14 protein-coding genes are annotated in these 14633 nt (G+C 72.7%); 5 read left to right on the top strand and 9 right to left on the bottom strand.

What is annotated here, in order from left to right; all coding sequences use genetic code 11:
* Positions 1-13 precede the first annotated feature (13 nt).
* Together C4U03_RS00490 and C4U03_RS00485 are read right to left on the bottom strand one after the other, a co-directional pair.
* Positions 14-736, bottom strand: a complete 723-nt coding sequence (locus C4U03_RS00490; protein ID WP_103935590.1) for a hypothetical protein — start codon at positions 734-736, stop codon at positions 14-16.
* Complete coding sequence (locus C4U03_RS00485) at positions 717-2498, bottom strand: M23 family metallopeptidase (protein WP_103935589.1); 1782 nt, start codon at positions 2496-2498, stop codon at positions 717-719. Before C4U03_RS00485 ends, C4U03_RS00490 begins: the two co-directional genes overlap by 20 nt.
* A 477-nt stretch (positions 2499-2975) precedes the next feature.
* On the opposite strand from C4U03_RS00485, the gene C4U03_RS00480 reads away from it, so the two are divergent.
* The gene (locus C4U03_RS00480; protein WP_103935588.1) at positions 2976-3386 is read left to right on the top strand and encodes an ATP-binding protein; all 411 of its coding nucleotides are present in this window, start codon (positions 2976-2978) and stop codon (positions 3384-3386) included.
* Positions 3387-3835: 449 nt separating this feature from the next.
* On the opposite strand, the gene C4U03_RS00475 is transcribed toward C4U03_RS00480, so the two are convergent.
* Positions 3836-4417 carry an NADAR family protein gene (locus C4U03_RS00475; RefSeq protein ID WP_103935587.1) on the bottom strand — a complete coding sequence of 194 codons (582 nt, stop codon included), beginning with the start codon at positions 4415-4417 and terminating at the stop codon, positions 3836-3838.
* A 336-nt stretch (positions 4418-4753) separates the two neighbouring features.
* Entirely contained in the window at positions 4754-5251 is a 498-nt protein-coding gene (locus tag C4U03_RS00470) for a DUF6624 domain-containing protein (RefSeq protein WP_103935586.1), read from the bottom strand.
* Positions 5252-5761: 510 nt separating this feature from the next.
* Between C4U03_RS00470 and C4U03_RS00465 the strand changes: the two genes are divergently transcribed.
* Together C4U03_RS00465 and C4U03_RS42770 are read left to right on the top strand one after the other, a co-directional pair.
* Positions 5762-6190, top strand: coding sequence for an ATP-binding protein (locus tag C4U03_RS00465; protein ID WP_103935585.1), 429 nt, complete (start codon positions 5762-5764; stop codon positions 6188-6190).
* Positions 6191-6295: 105 nt separating this feature from the next.
* Positions 6296-7225 carry a lytic polysaccharide monooxygenase auxiliary activity family 9 protein gene (locus C4U03_RS42770; RefSeq protein ID WP_103935584.1) on the top strand — a complete coding sequence of 310 codons (930 nt, stop codon included), beginning with the start codon at positions 6296-6298 and terminating at the stop codon, positions 7223-7225.
* A gap of 58 nt (positions 7226-7283) precedes the next feature.
* Here C4U03_RS42770 and C4U03_RS00455 read toward each other — a convergent pair whose 3' ends face one another.
* The 5 genes from C4U03_RS00455 to ctaE form a co-directional block, all read right to left on the bottom strand.
* Positions 7284-8408 (bottom strand): glycosyltransferase family 4 protein, encoded by a 1125-nt coding sequence (locus C4U03_RS00455; RefSeq protein ID WP_103936240.1) that lies wholly within the window; start codon positions 8406-8408, stop codon positions 7284-7286.
* A gap of 141 nt (positions 8409-8549) precedes the next feature.
* Positions 8550-10205, bottom strand: coding sequence for a cytochrome bc1 complex cytochrome b subunit (gene qcrB / locus C4U03_RS00450; RefSeq protein WP_103935583.1), 1656 nt, complete (start codon positions 10203-10205; stop codon positions 8550-8552).
* Positions 10202-11326 (bottom strand): cytochrome bc1 complex Rieske iron-sulfur subunit, encoded by a 1125-nt coding sequence (qcrA, locus tag C4U03_RS00445; protein WP_103935582.1) that lies wholly within the window; start codon positions 11324-11326, stop codon positions 10202-10204. The genes qcrB and qcrA overlap by 4 nt, the downstream gene beginning before the upstream one ends.
* A complete protein-coding gene (qcrC, locus tag C4U03_RS00440) occupies positions 11323-12234 on the bottom strand; it encodes a cytochrome bc1 complex diheme cytochrome c subunit (RefSeq protein WP_103935581.1) in 912 nt (303 codons plus the stop codon). Before qcrC ends, qcrA begins: the two co-directional genes overlap by 4 nt.
* A 43-nt stretch (positions 12235-12277) precedes the next feature.
* Positions 12278-12937 (bottom strand): aa3-type cytochrome oxidase subunit III, encoded by a 660-nt coding sequence (gene ctaE, locus C4U03_RS00435; RefSeq protein ID WP_103935580.1) that lies wholly within the window; start codon positions 12935-12937, stop codon positions 12278-12280.
* Positions 12938-13019: 82 nt separating this feature from the next.
* Here ctaE and C4U03_RS00430 point away from each other — a divergent pair, with 82 nt between their 5' ends.
* Together C4U03_RS00430 and trpD are read left to right on the top strand one after the other, a co-directional pair.
* Complete coding sequence (locus tag C4U03_RS00430; RefSeq protein ID WP_103935579.1) at positions 13020-13466, top strand: DNA-binding transcriptional response regulator; 447 nt, start codon at positions 13020-13022, stop codon at positions 13464-13466.
* A gap of 80 nt (positions 13467-13546) precedes the next feature.
* Complete coding sequence (gene trpD / locus C4U03_RS00425) at positions 13547-14626, top strand: anthranilate phosphoribosyltransferase (protein WP_103935578.1); 1080 nt, start codon at positions 13547-13549, stop codon at positions 14624-14626.
* Positions 14627-14633: the final 7 nt, after the last annotated feature.

The raw sequence follows: 14633 nt of genomic DNA, 5'->3' as shown, positions 1-14633 counted from the left end.
CCGCCACGCGAGTTCACCTGAGCGCCTCCTGCCGTTGCCCGGAGGTGGTCCGCTGCCCGGCGACGGTCGCCGCCGGCATCGTGTCCGGGGCGCCGCGCGGCACCGAGCGGGGCTTGACGGTCACCAGCAGCCGGGTGAAGGCGGCCATCGCGACGCCCAGCACGCACAGCAGGTAGCTCAGCACCACCCAGTTCGCGGCCGGCCGCCCCGCGGTCAGCCCGTGCGTGATCGCCACCGGCCAGGCCACGTACGCGGTGACGTGGAACATCCGCCACATCCAGGGCCGGGCGGCACTGGCGAACCGCGGCCGCAGCAATCCCGTGATCACCACGATCAGGAACAGGTCGAAGGCGATCGCGCCCAGCCCGACCGGCCCGGCGTAGGGCACCACGATCTGCGCCGGGGCCGCCTGCCCGCCGAGCACCTTCACCAGGAAGTGCGAGACCAGGAAGGTGAAGCCGACCAGGGCCGAGGCGCGGTGCACCGCCTGGGCCAGCACCCGGTGCCCGATCCGCAGGATCATCCGCTCGGTGGCGATCAGGCCGCTGACCACCGCCGCCGACATCGCGATCAGCGAGAACACCCCGGCGTAGAAGGCCAGGAAGCGCTGCACCTCGGCGGCCGCGGCGGCGCCGGGCGGGGTGGCCGCTCCGACGAGCACCGCGAGCGCGCCGAACGCCATGACGCGCAGCGCCCACGGGGGTAGAAGGGGCCGGTCACTGTTGCGGGTCTCCACTGGCATTCCTCTCGTTCTGCGTGGGAGGCCGGTCCTGCTCGCCCGAGCCGGGCAGGCCGGGCGGGTCGGGATCCGGCGGGCCGGGCCGGCCGGTGTCCTCCTCCTCCGGGGTGGGTTCGGGCGGGGCGTCCGGGCCGAAGTTGCGCAGCAGCCCGCCCGGCAGGATCTGCAGTAGGCCGCGTTCGGCCCAGCCGACCAGGGGCCGGGCCCGTTCGCGGAAGGTCCAGCCGCCCAGGGACACGCCCTCGAACGGCAGGTCCTCGTTGCCGCTGCGCAACCCGAACTGCACCTGGGGCCGGTCGGCCGGTGCGCCCCCGCATGGCCGGTCGGTGCCGATCCGCCCCAGCAGGTCGCCGCGCGCGACCGTGTCGCCGTCGCGCACCCGCCGCACACCGGTCAGGTGGTAGTAGGTGGTGGCCAGGCCGTCGGGGTGGATCACCATCACCAGGCCGCGGCCGTCGCCGGTGGGGCAGAACCGGTAGATCCGTCCCGGCCCGGCCGCCAGCACCCGGCCGTCGCCGCCCCGGAACGCCACCGCGCCCAGCGGCCGCGCCGCCTGCCCGCCCGCCGTCCCGCCCAGGGGCGCGGCGGTCATCGTCCAGGTCTGGCCGGTCCGCCAGGGCAGCGTCAGCCCGGCGGCCCCGGCCGCCTGGCCGGCGCCGGAACTGAAGCGGGCCAGCGTCCGCCGCTCGTCGGCGGGCATCATCGGTGCCGGCACCCTGGCCAGCAGGTCGGTGAACTCCTCGGTGCCCGACAAGGCGATCCGCCAGCGGTCTCCCGTCCACTGCGCCACGTACAGTGCGGCCTGCGGCATCGCCTCCCGGTCGGGGGGAACGGGGATCGCGGTGGTGCCGAACGCCCAGGTGCGGTCGCGGCTGAACCTGATCGCCCCGCTCAGCGGGGGACGATCGCCGCCGTAGGACTGCCGGGCGGCCGGGCCGCGCAGTTGCAGGGTCAGCTCGTTGACCCGGGCGTTGAGGTTCTGGACGGGAGGCTGCGCCGGTCGCTGGGGACGGCGTGGGTCGCGGCTGGGCCGCGGGGTGGCGGAGACGCCGTCGCCGGCCGCCCGGGTGCTGCCGGCCGCGTCGGTGAACTGCCCGGTCAGCAGGCTGTTCTCGACGGCGGCGAGGGTGGACAGCCCGACCACGAAGACGACGACGACCGAGCCGATCGTCAACCCGTCGGCCGACCGCTGCGGATAGCCGGGGATCGCCGCCGTCGCCTGCTGCTCGCGCCGCCGCCCCGCCTTGCGCGTCCTGGCCCGCGGCTTGGCGGCCGGACGCCGCCGGCGTGCGTTCTCCTCGGCGAAGGCCGTGCGGGCGTCGAACCCCGGGCGCCCGCCGGACCCGCTCACCGGGCCGAACCAGTTCCAGGCGTCGAATCCGGCACGCCCGCCGGCCCCCGTGCGGGCGCCGTGGCCCGGTCCGGGGTCCTCGTCCGCCCGGGCGGCGCGGCCCGGCCGGACGGCGGGACCGATCCGCACGTCGAAGGACGTCCGGCGATCGCGCGCCCGCGGGTCCTGGGGCGCGCGGGGGTCGAAGGGCGCGCGGGGCTCGGCGCGGGAACCGGCGCGCGGGTCGGAACGAACGTCCGTGCGCGCGTCGGAGCGCGGCCGGGGACCACGGGGCCGCTCGGCGGGCCGGCCGGTGCGTTCCGTCCGCCGCGAGTCCGCCCGCCGGCCGGAACGCCGGGACGAACGGCCCGGATGCTCCCAAAACTCCCGGTACGGATCCGACGGATCCTGGGATGAGCGTCGTGCCATTCCCTCTCCTCTGGAGGAGGTGGAGTCGGCGAACGACGAACTGACCCGCTGTGCTGTTCCCTGAGGCTGTGCCTTACGGCGCGCCGTGGACGCTACCCGAGCCCGCTCTGCCCGGCAACGTCCCGACAGTCCGGGAGCATACGCCCCAAGAGCCGTCCGGATGACCGACAGGCACAAGAATTCCGCTCCGGATTGTGCCAGAAGACCATTCCCGCCCGCCCGCGACGCCCTTCGGTACGGTCCGGGGACGCCCACGGCGGAGGGGCTGCGCGCTCCGACGGCGAGGGGACCGCCGTGGCGGGCGGCGCCGTCCGGACGCCCGGCGGAGCCGCTGGGCGCCGCCACCGCGGGCCGGACACGACGCCCGGATTAGCCCTTCCTGTCCATATCCTTAAATGCCGTATAAGGCTGTTTCCTTCAGTCCTTTCCGGGTTTAGCGTGCGAACGCGGTCAGTCGCCGCACGGGAGGAGGGTCCGATGGACGAGCAGGCCCACCGCAGGACGTTCCGGGGAGAGCGCGCCGAACTGGCGGCGGTCCACCGCTTCGCCCGCGAGGCGCTGCCGCCGGGCTGCCCTGTGCTGGCCGACTTCCTGCTGTTGCTGGACGAGGTAGCGGCCAACGCCGTGCTGCACAGCGACTCCGGGCGGCCGGGCGGCGCGTTCGAAGTGGTGATCCGCCACCGCGCCGGCGTCGTCCGCGCCGAGGTCCACGACGCCGGCCCCCGCCGGCCGCCCGGCACGCCCCTGCCGCCGGCGTGGTCCCAGGAGGCGGGCCGCGGCCTGCTGCTGGTCAGCATGCTCGCCCGCGAGTGGGGCACCGTCGCGCTGCCGCACGGACGGGTCGTCTGGTTCGAGGTCGCCGACCACCACCGACTGCGGGCGGCTTAGCGCCGTCTCAGCTCCGCCTTAAGGGAGACCTAAGAGGGGTGCGGCGGGCGCGCGAACTGCCTAACGTCGCAGATGCGGCCGGTCACCGGCATCACCGAGGATCCAATGCGCCCGTTCCACCAACGAGCGCTCACGACCCCTCCTCGGTACGACCGGCCGCAGTCCGGACCGCGTCCGGCACCCCCGTCCACGCCCGCATTCGATCCGGCCAGGCGGCCGCCACGCAGCCGGCGCCCACCTCCAGACTCCCCCACCCTGGGCGCCAGGCCGCCGGCAACGACCGGATCACGCCCTACACGGAAAGGGCGGCGTGGATTCGGTCTGCGGGGGTGCCGGCGCGGCCTCGGCCGTCCGCGCACACGCCGCCGGTCTCGGGGTGGGCGCCTCGTCTTCGGCGCGGGCAGGCGTCCATCCGGAAACCGGCGGCGCGGCGCCGACGGAGCGGCAGGTCACCCGGCCGGGGCATCCCCCCGCAGCCGGGCACGCGCCTCCATCAGCGCGAAGCCGAGCAGGTTGAGGCCCCGCCACCGGGCGGGTGAGGCGGCGCGCTCGTCCTCGGCGGACAGGCCGATGCCCCAGACGCGGTCGAGCGGGCTGGCCTCGACCAGAATCCGCCGCCCGGTGCCGAGCAGGTAGTCCCGCAGCGCGGGGTGCCGGCCGAACTTGGCGACGTTGCCGGCCGTGACGATCTCTTCGCGGTGGGCCGCCCACCTGTCCTCGTCGAAGCCGCGCACCCGCCGCCCGAGTGCCTTGGCCTCGGCGGGATGCGCCGCCGCGACGATCCGCTCGAACGTCTCCTCGTCGCCGAACAGGCGGGCCTTGTGCGCCATCATCCAGTGCTCGGCGCTGCGGTAGGTGATCCCGTCGACGGTGAAGTCGCCCTCCCACCACTGGCTGAGGCAGCCCTTGCCGATCTCTCCCGTGCCGGTCGACCGGTGGCCCCAGAAGAACAGCAACCGCAGCGGCCGCCCCTGCTCCTCCAGCCTGCGGACGTCCTGCACGCTGCGCGGTTCCGGCCACTCGTTCGCCATGCCCGGCACTCTGCCCGGCTCCGCGTCCGCGCCGCAACAGGGTTATCGGTGTCCTGGACGGTTATCGGACGACGGCTACCGGACGGTGGCGCGGACCAGCCGCATCAGGTCGAACGGGCGCAGGGCATCGGCCCGCCGCCATCAGCGCGGTCCGGCCGAGCCGGCCTTCCTGCATCGCCTGGTCCTTTCCGAGGGAGCGAACCAGACGATGTCAATCACGCCGGCGGGATCATTTATTCCAGCATATCGGAGCAAAATAAATTACCGATAACATCGGCGCATGAATGCCGTCACGCCAAGGGAACGGCGGCGGCCGGCGGTCGTTCCCGCAGCGGATCACCCGGCGGGATGCCTGGCGACGTGGACAGCGAACGGGTCGATCCCCACCTCCGCCCGGAGCCGGTCCATCGCCTCGGGGTCCTCGCAGGGCCACGGCACCGGGGCGCCGTCCCGCACGCCGGCGATCTGCGTGCCATAGATCTGCGGCCGCCCCTCGTTCACCCGCACCCGGTCGCGCAGGAACGCCAACTCCCTGACACCGGCCTCACCGGCGGCCACGGCCTGCTCCATCAGCACGAGCGCACGCCGCTGAACGTCCAGTTGCCGGTCGGCGTGCTGGGCGATCAGCCAGGCGGCCCGCGCGGCCTCCGGCCCGACCATCGGCACCGTCGGCCACCCGTGCTCGTCCATGATCCGGCCGAGCCGGTCGCCGTGCTCGGCGGTCAGCCGCCGCCACTGCAACTGCTCGGCGAAGTCGTCGCTGAGCCCCTTGCGCACCGCCGCGTGGTCCGCTTCCGCCATCGCGACGAGTTCGTCCGCCAGTTCGGTGTTCATGCCTCACCTGTCCTCATTCGATCGAGCCGGATCAAGCCGGATCGAGCCACGACATTAATGCCGGACCACCCTCCGAAAAATCGTTCGGCGGATCGATGACACGCGCCCCCGTACACCGCGATAATGGATCTCAGCCTGGAAACAGGCCCTCATGCGGGGCGCAGCGACACGGCCGGCGCCCCGGCCGGCGGACCTCCAGGGCCACCCGGTCACCGGCCGCCCCGCGTTGATCACTTCGAAGCGCCGGTCGCGCGGCGTCCCGCGCCACCCGCTCCTCGGCCCGGCGCATCCGTCCAGAGGGCGGGCGGTGCCCTGCGGGGACCAGCAGGCGAATCACGGCGCGTCCGGAGCGGAATCCCCAAGTGCAGTGAGGGAAGCCCTTTGAGAGCGTATCGTTACTTTCAGTTGCACCTCGGCACGCTGCGTAAGGACGGTGTCGGTGGGGCGGGCGTGCCGGACGACCCGGGGGTGACGTCTCCGGGAACGAGCCGGCACTGAAGGGACAGGACCGTGACGAACGAGCGGGTGCACCGCAGAGCCTTCAAGGGGGAACCGGCTGAGCTGGCCAGGGTGCGCAGCTTCGCCGCGGCGGCGCTACGGGGGTGTTCCGTCCTGGACGACGCCGTCCTGCTCATCGACGAGGTCGCGGCCAACGCCATCGTCCACACCGACTCCGAGACCGTCGAGGTGGCGCTCCGCCATGTCGGGGACGTCGTCCGGGGAGAGGTCCGCGACGCGGGCTCGGACTCCGTCCCGGCGCCCAAGGCGGACTCCGAGGCCGACGGCGAGGGTGAGAGCGGGCGCGGCCTGCTCATCGTGGACCTGCTGGCCAAGCAGTGGGGCAGCCGCCGCACCGCCGCGGGAAGGCTGGTCTGGTTCGAGCTGCATGACCCCGATTGCGCCCCCGAGCCGCCCGAGCCCGAATCAACATCGACGTAGGCAGGGCTTAAGCGCCGCCTAAGCGCACCTCCCCACCGCCCTTCGGCGATCTAGGTTTTCGGACGGACCCGCCGGCCATCCCCAGACCACCGGAGGACTGCCCCGATGACCGCACGACACCGCGGACCCGCCGCCTTCGCCGCCACGCTGGGCGTGACCGGCCTGCTCGGCCTCACCGCGGTCCCCGCCCTGGCGCACGGCTCCATGCAGACCCCGGCGAGCAGGTCGTTCACCTGCCGGCAGAAGAACCCCGAGTCCCCCGAGTCCGCCGCGTGCAAGGCCGCCGTCGCCCTCGGTGGCACCCAGGCCCTCTATGACTGGCACGAGGTCAACATCGCCGACGCCGCCGGCCGGCACCGGCGACTCATCCCGGACGGGCAGCTGTGCAGCGCGGGACGGGCCAAGTACAAGGGGCTGGACCTGGCCCGCGCCGACTGGCCCGCCACCCGGCTGACCGGCGGCGCCCGCCACGAGTTCCGCTACAAGGCGACCGCGCCGCACAAGGGCACCTTCGAGCTGTACGTGACGCGCAGCGGCTACGACCCGGCCAAGCCGCTGCGCTGGGCCGACCTGGAGACCTCGCCGTTCCTCACCGTGAAGGACCCCACGCTGGTCAACGGGTCCTACACGTTCACCGGGACCCTGCCGCAGGGCAGGAGCGGACGGCACCTGATCTACGCCATCTGGCAGCGTTCCGACAGCCCGGAGGCGTTCTACTCCTGCTCCGACATCGACTTCACCGGCGGCGAAGGCGGCGGCACCGGGGCAGCACCGGCGCCGCAGCCCCAGCCGCCGTCCGGACCGGCGGCCCCCGCCCGTCCCACACCGGTCTGCCCGGCCCCGGCCGAGCACTCGCACAGCGCGTCGGCCGCACCAGTGGTCGAGCTGGACAGCACCCCGGCGTCCGGAGCCTCCCCCGCCCCGGACGCCGGGACGTCGCTGAAGACGCTCCTGACGCACGTCGGTACGGGCCTGCTACTCGGGGCGGCGGCGACCGCCCTGCTCATCCGCCGCCCCAGACGCCGCGACGGCTGACCGAGGGCCTCGGGGCCGAGCGGGCCGCCACGTCCGCCCGGCCCCGAGCCACGCCGTCTCAGCCGAGGAGGGCGTCCAGGCGCCCGGCCTGGACGTCCCAGCGCCACTCGCGCTCCACCCAGGCCCGGCCCTGCTCCCCCATCTTGCGGGCACGTTCGGGATCGCCCAGCAGACCGGCGACCGCCTCCGCGACGGCCGGCACGGAACGGCCCCTGACCACCACGCCGGTCTCCCCGTCGAGCACCGCGTCCGGGGCGCCGCCCGAGTCCCCCGCCACGACCGGCAGCCCGGTGGACGACGCCTCCAGGTAGACGATGCCGAGGCCCTCCACGTCCAGGCCCCGCCGCCGGGTCCGGCACGGCATCGCGAACACGTCACCGGCGTCGTAGTGGGCGGGCAGCTCCTCCCACGGCACGCTGCCAGTGAAGACCACCGAGCCGCTCACGCCCCGGTCGGCGGCGAGCCGCTCCAGCTCCGCCCGGTATGGGCCGCCGCCGACCAGCAGCAGCACCGCGTCCGGCACCTCGCGCAGCACGGCGGGCCAGGCGTGGATCAGCGCGTCCTGCCCCTTGCGCGGCACCAGCCGGGACACGCACACCGCCACCGGCCGGTCCCCCAGCCCGTGCCGCCTGCGGACCTCCGCGCCGCCCGCCCCCGCGCAAAACGCCTGCTCGTCCACCCCGGGCGCCAGCCGCGCCATTCGGGCGGCGGCCTGCGGCGACAGCACCGCGGCCATCCGGGCCCGGGTGTACTCCCCCAGATAGGTCAGCACGTCCACGCCGTCGCCGATCCGGCGCAGCAGCCGCCGCGCGACCGGCAGCGCCGCCCAGCCGGCCTCGTGGCCGTGGGTGATCCCCACCAGGCGCTCCACCCCGTACCGCCGCAGCGCCGGGGCCAGCAGGCCGAGCGGGGCAGCGGCGCCGAACACCACCGAGTCGCAGCCCTCCGACCGGGCGATCCGCCCGGCCCGGCGCAGCACCGCCGGCTCCGGCAGCATCAGCGAGGTCGGATGCCGCACCACCGGGAACGGCTGCGCGGCGTCGAACGCGGCCGCGCCCTTCCAGGCCGGCGCGTACACCACCACCGAACCCGGCGGCCTGCGCAGCGCCAGATTGTGCACGAACGCCTGGATCCCGCCCGGCCGGGGCGGGAAGTCGTTGGTCACCACCAGAGTCTTCGTCATCTCGCGTCCATTGTCGCGGCTCGCCGCGACGGCGGACTCATGGTCGCGGCTCCGGCGGACCGCCGAGCACGGCGAGGCCATGAGAACGAGAGCCCGCCACCGGAGGTTCCGGTGGCGGGCTCTCGTGGTGTCACGAACCGGTCAGTGCGTGAGCTCCTTGCGGCCGCTCTTGCCCTCTTCGACCTCTTCGGCCTCGTGGTGGTCGTCGTGCGCCTCCACGGGGATGTCGTCGATGGCCCAGTAGCGGTGCAGGCGCGCACGCAGGTGGCCCAGCGGGCCCTTGGAGCCGGGGGCCGGGATGCCGTCCTTCTCCGTGGCCGGCAGCGCGGGGGTCCTGTTCTCCTTGCTGAGGATGACCGCCCGCTCCTGCTCGTTGGCCGGCTCGTGCTTCTCGCTGAAGCCGCCCTCCGGCGACATGATGATCACGCCCGCCTCGACGCCGTGGTGCATGGTGGCGGCGTCGCTGCGCTGCAGGCCCAGGCAGATCCGCTTGGTGATGATGTACGCCAGGACCGGGCCGATGAAGACGGCGAACCGGAAGAACCAGGTCGTGGCGAACAGCGACACATGGAACTTCTCGGCGATGACGTCGTTGCCGCCGGCCAGCCACAGCATGCCGTAGAAGGTGACCGCCGCCATGCCGACACCGGTACGGACCGGGGCGTTGCGCGGGCGCTCCACGGTGTGGTGCCAGCGCTTGTCCCCGGTGACCCACTGCTCGATGAACGGCCACAGCGCCGCGCCGGTGAAGATGATGCCCAGCGGACCCAGCGCCGGAACGAGCACGTTCCAGCTGATGGTGTGGCCGAACGCGGTGGTCTCCCAGTTCGGCATGATCCGCAGCGAGCCCTCCAGCACGCCCATGTACCAGTCCGGCTGCGAGCCCGCCGAGATCGCGCCCGGGTCGTACGGCCCGAACAGCCAGATCGGGTTGATCTGGGCGAAGGTCGCCAGCAGCGCGATCACCCCGAAGGTGAACAGGAAGTACGCGCCGGTCTTGGCCATGAACACCGGGTAGAACGGGTACCCCACCACGTTGTCGTTGGTGCGGCCCGGGCCGGGCATCTGGGTGTGCTTCTGGTGCCACATGATCATCATGTGCGCGGTGACCAGCGCCAGGATGATGCCGGGGATCAGCAGCACGTGCAGGGTGAACAGCCGCGGGATGATCTCGCCGTTGGTGCCGTGCGGGAACTCGCCGCCGAACAGGAACATGTAGAGGTAGGTGCCGACCACCGGGATCGACTCGGCCACCCCCTGGGTGATCCGCAGGCCGGTGCCCGACAGCAGGTCGTCCGGCAGCGAGTAGCCGAACAGGCCCTCGACCATGCCCAGGGTGAACAGGCCGATGCCGATCAGCCAGTTCAGCTCACGCGGCTTGCGGTAGGCGCCGGTGAAGAACACCCGCAGCATGTGCACCACGATGGCGATCATGAACAGGATCGCGGCCCAGTGGTGCATCTGCCGCATCAGCAGACCGCCCCGCACGTCGAAGCTGATGTGCAGGGTGGAGGCGTAGGCCTCCGACATCTTGACGCCGTTGAGCTTGGTGTAGGAGCCCTCGTACACCACCTCGTGCATGCTCGGCTGGAACCACAGCGTCAGGAAGGTCCCGGTGAGCAGCAGGATGATGAACGAGTAGAGGGCGATCTCGCCCAGCATGAACGACCAGTGGTCCGGGAAGACCTTCTTCATGTTGCGGCGGAAGAAGGTGGTCGAACCGAGCCGGTCGTCGATGAAGTTCAGCGGTCCGGAGACCGCCTTCGGGGCCGCCGCGCCCGTGGTCGACGTGCTCATCCGCGCTCCCAGAAGCTCGGCCCGATGGGCTCGGGGAAGTCATCGGTGGCGATCAGGTACCCCTCCTTGTCCACCGACAGCGGCAGCTGCGGCAGCGGCCGCGCCGCCGGGCCGAAGATGACCTTGGCCCCGTCGGTGGCGTCGAAGGTGGACTGGTGGCACGGGCACAGGATGTGGTGGGTGGTCTGCTCGTACAGGGCCGCCGGGCAGCCCACGTGCGTGCAGATCTTGGAGTAGGCCACGATCCCGCCCACATGCCAGTTCTCCCGCCCCTTGACCGGCTTGAACTTGTCGGCCGGGACGTTGATGAGGATGGTGACCGCCTTGGCGATCTCGTTCAGCGCGTGGTGCGACTCCTCGATCCCCTCCGGCAGCACCGTGATCATGGAGCCGGGGGTGGCGAAGTCGCTGACCTTCAGCGCCTGGGTGGGGGCGCCGTCCACCACCAGGCGGACGCCCTGCTTGCCGTGCTTCTTGGCCTCCGTGACGGCCGGGCCCCAGAAGGTGTGACGCAGCCGCTTCTCCGGCAGCGGGCCCAGGTCGCGCAGCAGCACCAGCGGGGCCAGCCCCAGGGGAGCCGCGGCCAGCAGCAGGGTGCGGCGCAGCAGCGGCCGCTTGGTGACGGCGCTGTCGCCGGCGCCCTCCAGGAAGGCGGCCTCGAACTCCGCGCGGGTCTCCTCGTCCGAGCGCAGGGGGCCGCGCTGCTGGACGATCTGCTTGCTGGTCATGAGCCGGCGCACCCAGATGGTGACGCCGATCGCCATCGCCAGCATGGCCACGGTCATCGCGACACCGAGCGCGTAGTTGGAGGCCCGCGCGTCCTCGATGCCGTGCATGCCGTTGGGCCCCTGCTGCCCGCTCCACACGTAGGCGGCGATGAAGCCGACGCTGCCGAGCGCGGCCAGCAGGAAGAACAGCGCCACGATCCGCTCGGCGCGCTTGGCCGCGGCCTCGTCAAGCTCGGCGCCCGCGCCGTGCGGGGCGGGCTCGGACTCGGCGGTGGCCAGCAGCCGGCCGCCCTGCTCCGGAGTGCCGATCACGCGCTTGGGCGACTGGTTGCGCGCGTGCGCGGCGTCGCCCGGCTCCATGGGCTCGTTCGAGCCGAGGTTGTTGTCGCTCATGACTTCTTCAGCTTCTTGGGCTTCTTGGCGGTCAGCCACATCGCGGCCAGGATCAGCATCGACAGACCGATCAGCCAGCCGGTCAGGCCCTCGGCCACCGGGCCGATGCGACCCAGACCGTTGCCGCCGGGGTTGGGCTCCTCACGGGTCTGCACCACGTAGGCGATGATCGCCTTCTTCTGCTCCGGGGTCAGCGTGGTGTCGTTGAACACCGGCATGGCCTGCGGCCCGGTCAGCATCGCCTCGTAGATCTGCGTCGGCGTGACGTTGTCGTTGCTCAGCGGCGGGGCGTACTTGCCGCCGGTCAGCGCGCCGCCGGAGCCGACGAAGTTGTGGCACTGGGCGCAGTTGGTGCGGAACAGCTTGCCGCCGAGCGCGACGTCACCGCCCTGGGGGTCGACCATCTCCGCGCTCGGGACCTCCGGGCCGCCGCCCAGCGACTGGATGTAGTTGCGCAGGTCGGCCAGGTTCTTCTCGGCCTGGGCCTTCTGCTGCTCGGCGCGGGCCCGCTGCGCGGGGTCGTGGAAGTCGGTCGGGATGTTGGTGTTGAACTCCGGGATCGGCGGCTTGCGCGGCATCTGGGCGCCGGGGTTCATCGCGGGCATGCGGCCCGTGGAGACCTGGAAGTCGACCGACGCGGCGCCGACACCGATCAGGCTGGGCGCGAGCGGCCGCCCCTTGGCGTCCTTGGTGCCCTCGGCGTTGGGCCCGTGGCAGCTGGCGCAGTTCTTGTTGTAGAGCTGCCGGCCGTTGGCCAGGTCCGCGGCGGCCTGGGCCGCGTTGGCCGCCTCGGCGCGGTCGGTGCGCGGCGAGAAACCGGCGTAGATCGCGCCGATCGCCGCCAGGGCCGCCAGCACGACGGCGTAGCCCGCCCACGGGCGCCGTCGCCATGCGGTGAACCTTTTCACGGATATCCCCGTTCGGGTGTTGTCGGTGGAAGTCGGGCAGGGGCTAGAGGTCGAGCAGGTAGATCACGCCGAACAGGCCGATCCAGACCACGTCGACGAAGTGCCAGTAGTACGACACCACGATCGCGCTGGTCGCCTGCTCGTGGGTCCAGCGCTTGGCGGCGTACGTACGGCCGAGCACGAACAGGAAGGCGATGAGCCCACCGGTCACGTGCAGCCCGTGGAAGCCGGTGGTCAGGTAGAACACCGAGCCGTAGGGCGAGGACGACAGGGTCAGGCCGTCCTTGGTGACCAGGTTGTAGTACTCGAAGCACTGCCCGGCCACGAAGTAGGCGCCCATGAGGAACGTGAGCACGTACCACTCGCGCAGGCCCCACCGCTTGACGTTGAGCAGCCCACCGTCTCGCCCGACCTTGCCGGCCTCGGCCTTGAACACGCCCATCTGGCAGGTCACCGAGGACAGCACCAGGATGGTGGTGTTGAAGGCCGACAGCGGCAGGTCCAGCTCGGCGCCGGGCCACGCGTGGTGCCCCTCCTGGCCGATGATCACCGAGCGGATGGTGAAGAACATCGCGAACAACGCCGCGAAGAACATCAGCTCGGACGACAGCCAGACGATCGTCCCCACGCTGACCAGGTTGGGGCGATTGGTCCGAGCGTGCGGAGTTGCTTGTATCGCGGATGCTGTTGCCACGGGCAGCATTATTGCGCCACCTAGTCATGGTCTGACGCATGACCCCCCGTTAGGGGGTCCGGGGACGGTGGACCCGATACCCTTACCTGCCATGAGCACCTCCCCGTCCGGGGCCGACGCCTTCGGCAGCGAAGCCCCCATGAAGGTCCTGGTCTACAGCGACGACGCCGACACCCGCGCGCAGGTGCGGATGGCGATCGGCCGGCGGCCCGCCGCCGACCTGCCCCAGGTGGAGTACGTGGAGGTCGCCACCCAGCCGGCCGTGGTGGCCCGGCTGGACGCCGGCGACATCGACGTGGCGGTGGTCGACGGCGAGGCCCAGCCCGCCGGCGGGCTGGGGGTCTGCCGGCAGGCCAAGGACGAGGTGTACGACTGCCCGCCGTTCGTGGCGATCATCGCGCGCCGCGACGACGGGTGGCTGGCGACCTGGTCGCGGGCCGACGCCGTGGTGAGCCAGCCGCTGGACCCGATGGCGCTGGCCCAGGCGGTGGCCGACCTGATGCGCCGGCGCCGGGAGTCCCGGCTGCCGGTCCGCTAGCCCCCCGCGCCGGGGGGTGCGCCCGCGCGTATCCTCCGCTCCCCCCTGATCACCTTCGGAACGCACTGTTTGGGGAACCCATGGACGCGCGTAGGACCTGGCCTGCTCTGCTCAACGCCCTGCTGGACGGGCAGCCGCTGTCGTCGGAGGAGACGGCGTGGGCGATGAACGAGATCATGGCGGGCGAGGCCACCAACGCGCAGATCGCCGGGTTCGCGGTGGCACTGCGGGCCAAGGGCGAGACGGTCGCCGAGGTCGCCGGGCTAGCCGAGGGGATGCTGGCCAACGCCACCCCCATGAACCTGTCCGCCCTGTCCGACGGCCCGATCGCCGACCTGGTCGGCACCGGCGGCGACCGGGCGCACACGGTGAACTTCTCCACGATGGCCTCGATCGTCGCGGCGGCGGCGGGCGTGCGGATCGTCAAGCACGGCAACCGGGCCGCGACCTCCTCCAGCGGCTCGGCCGACGTGCTGGAGGCCCTGGGCGTGGCCATCGACCTGACGCCTGAGCGGACGGCGCGGGTGGCCGAGGAGGTCGGCATCACCTTCTGCTTTGCGCCGCTGTTCCACCCGGCGTTCCGCCACACCGCCAAGCCGCGCAGCGAGCTGGGCACGCCCACGGTGTTCAACTTCCTGGGCCCGCTGACCAACCCGGCCCGGCCCAGGGCGCAGGCGGTGGGCGTGTTCGACGCCCGGATGGCGGGGGTGCTGGCCGGCGTGTTCGCCGAGCGCGGCTGCTCCTCGCTGGTGTTCCGCGGTGACGACGGCCTGGACGAGCTGACCACCACGGGCACCTCGTCGGTGTGGGTGGTGCGCGAGGGCACCGCCGAGGAGGTCGGGTTCGACCCCGCCGAGCTGGGGCTGGCCCGCACCACCCTCGACCGGCTGCGCGGCGCCGACGCCGCGCACAACGCCGGGGTGGCGCGGGCACTGCTGGCCGGCGAGGACGGGCCGGTGCGGGAGATGACATTGCTGAACGCCGCGGCGGTAATGGTGGCGGCCGAGGGCACCCCGCCGGCCGCCAAGCTCACCGAGGCGCTGCGCGAGGCCTACCGGCGGGCCGCCGAGGCGGTGGACTCCGGTGCCGCCGCCGCGCTGCTGGACCGCTGGGTCCGGGTCTCGCAGTCCCTGAAGTCCCCGTCGAAGTCCCCGTCCTGACGGACGG

Origin of the sequence: Thermomonospora echinospora (assembly GCF_900108175.1) — a bacterium.
Taxonomy (GTDB): Bacteria; Actinomycetota; Actinomycetes; order Streptosporangiales; family Streptosporangiaceae; genus Thermomonospora; species Thermomonospora echinospora.
This window is presented reverse-complemented; position numbering and strand designations above follow the sequence as displayed.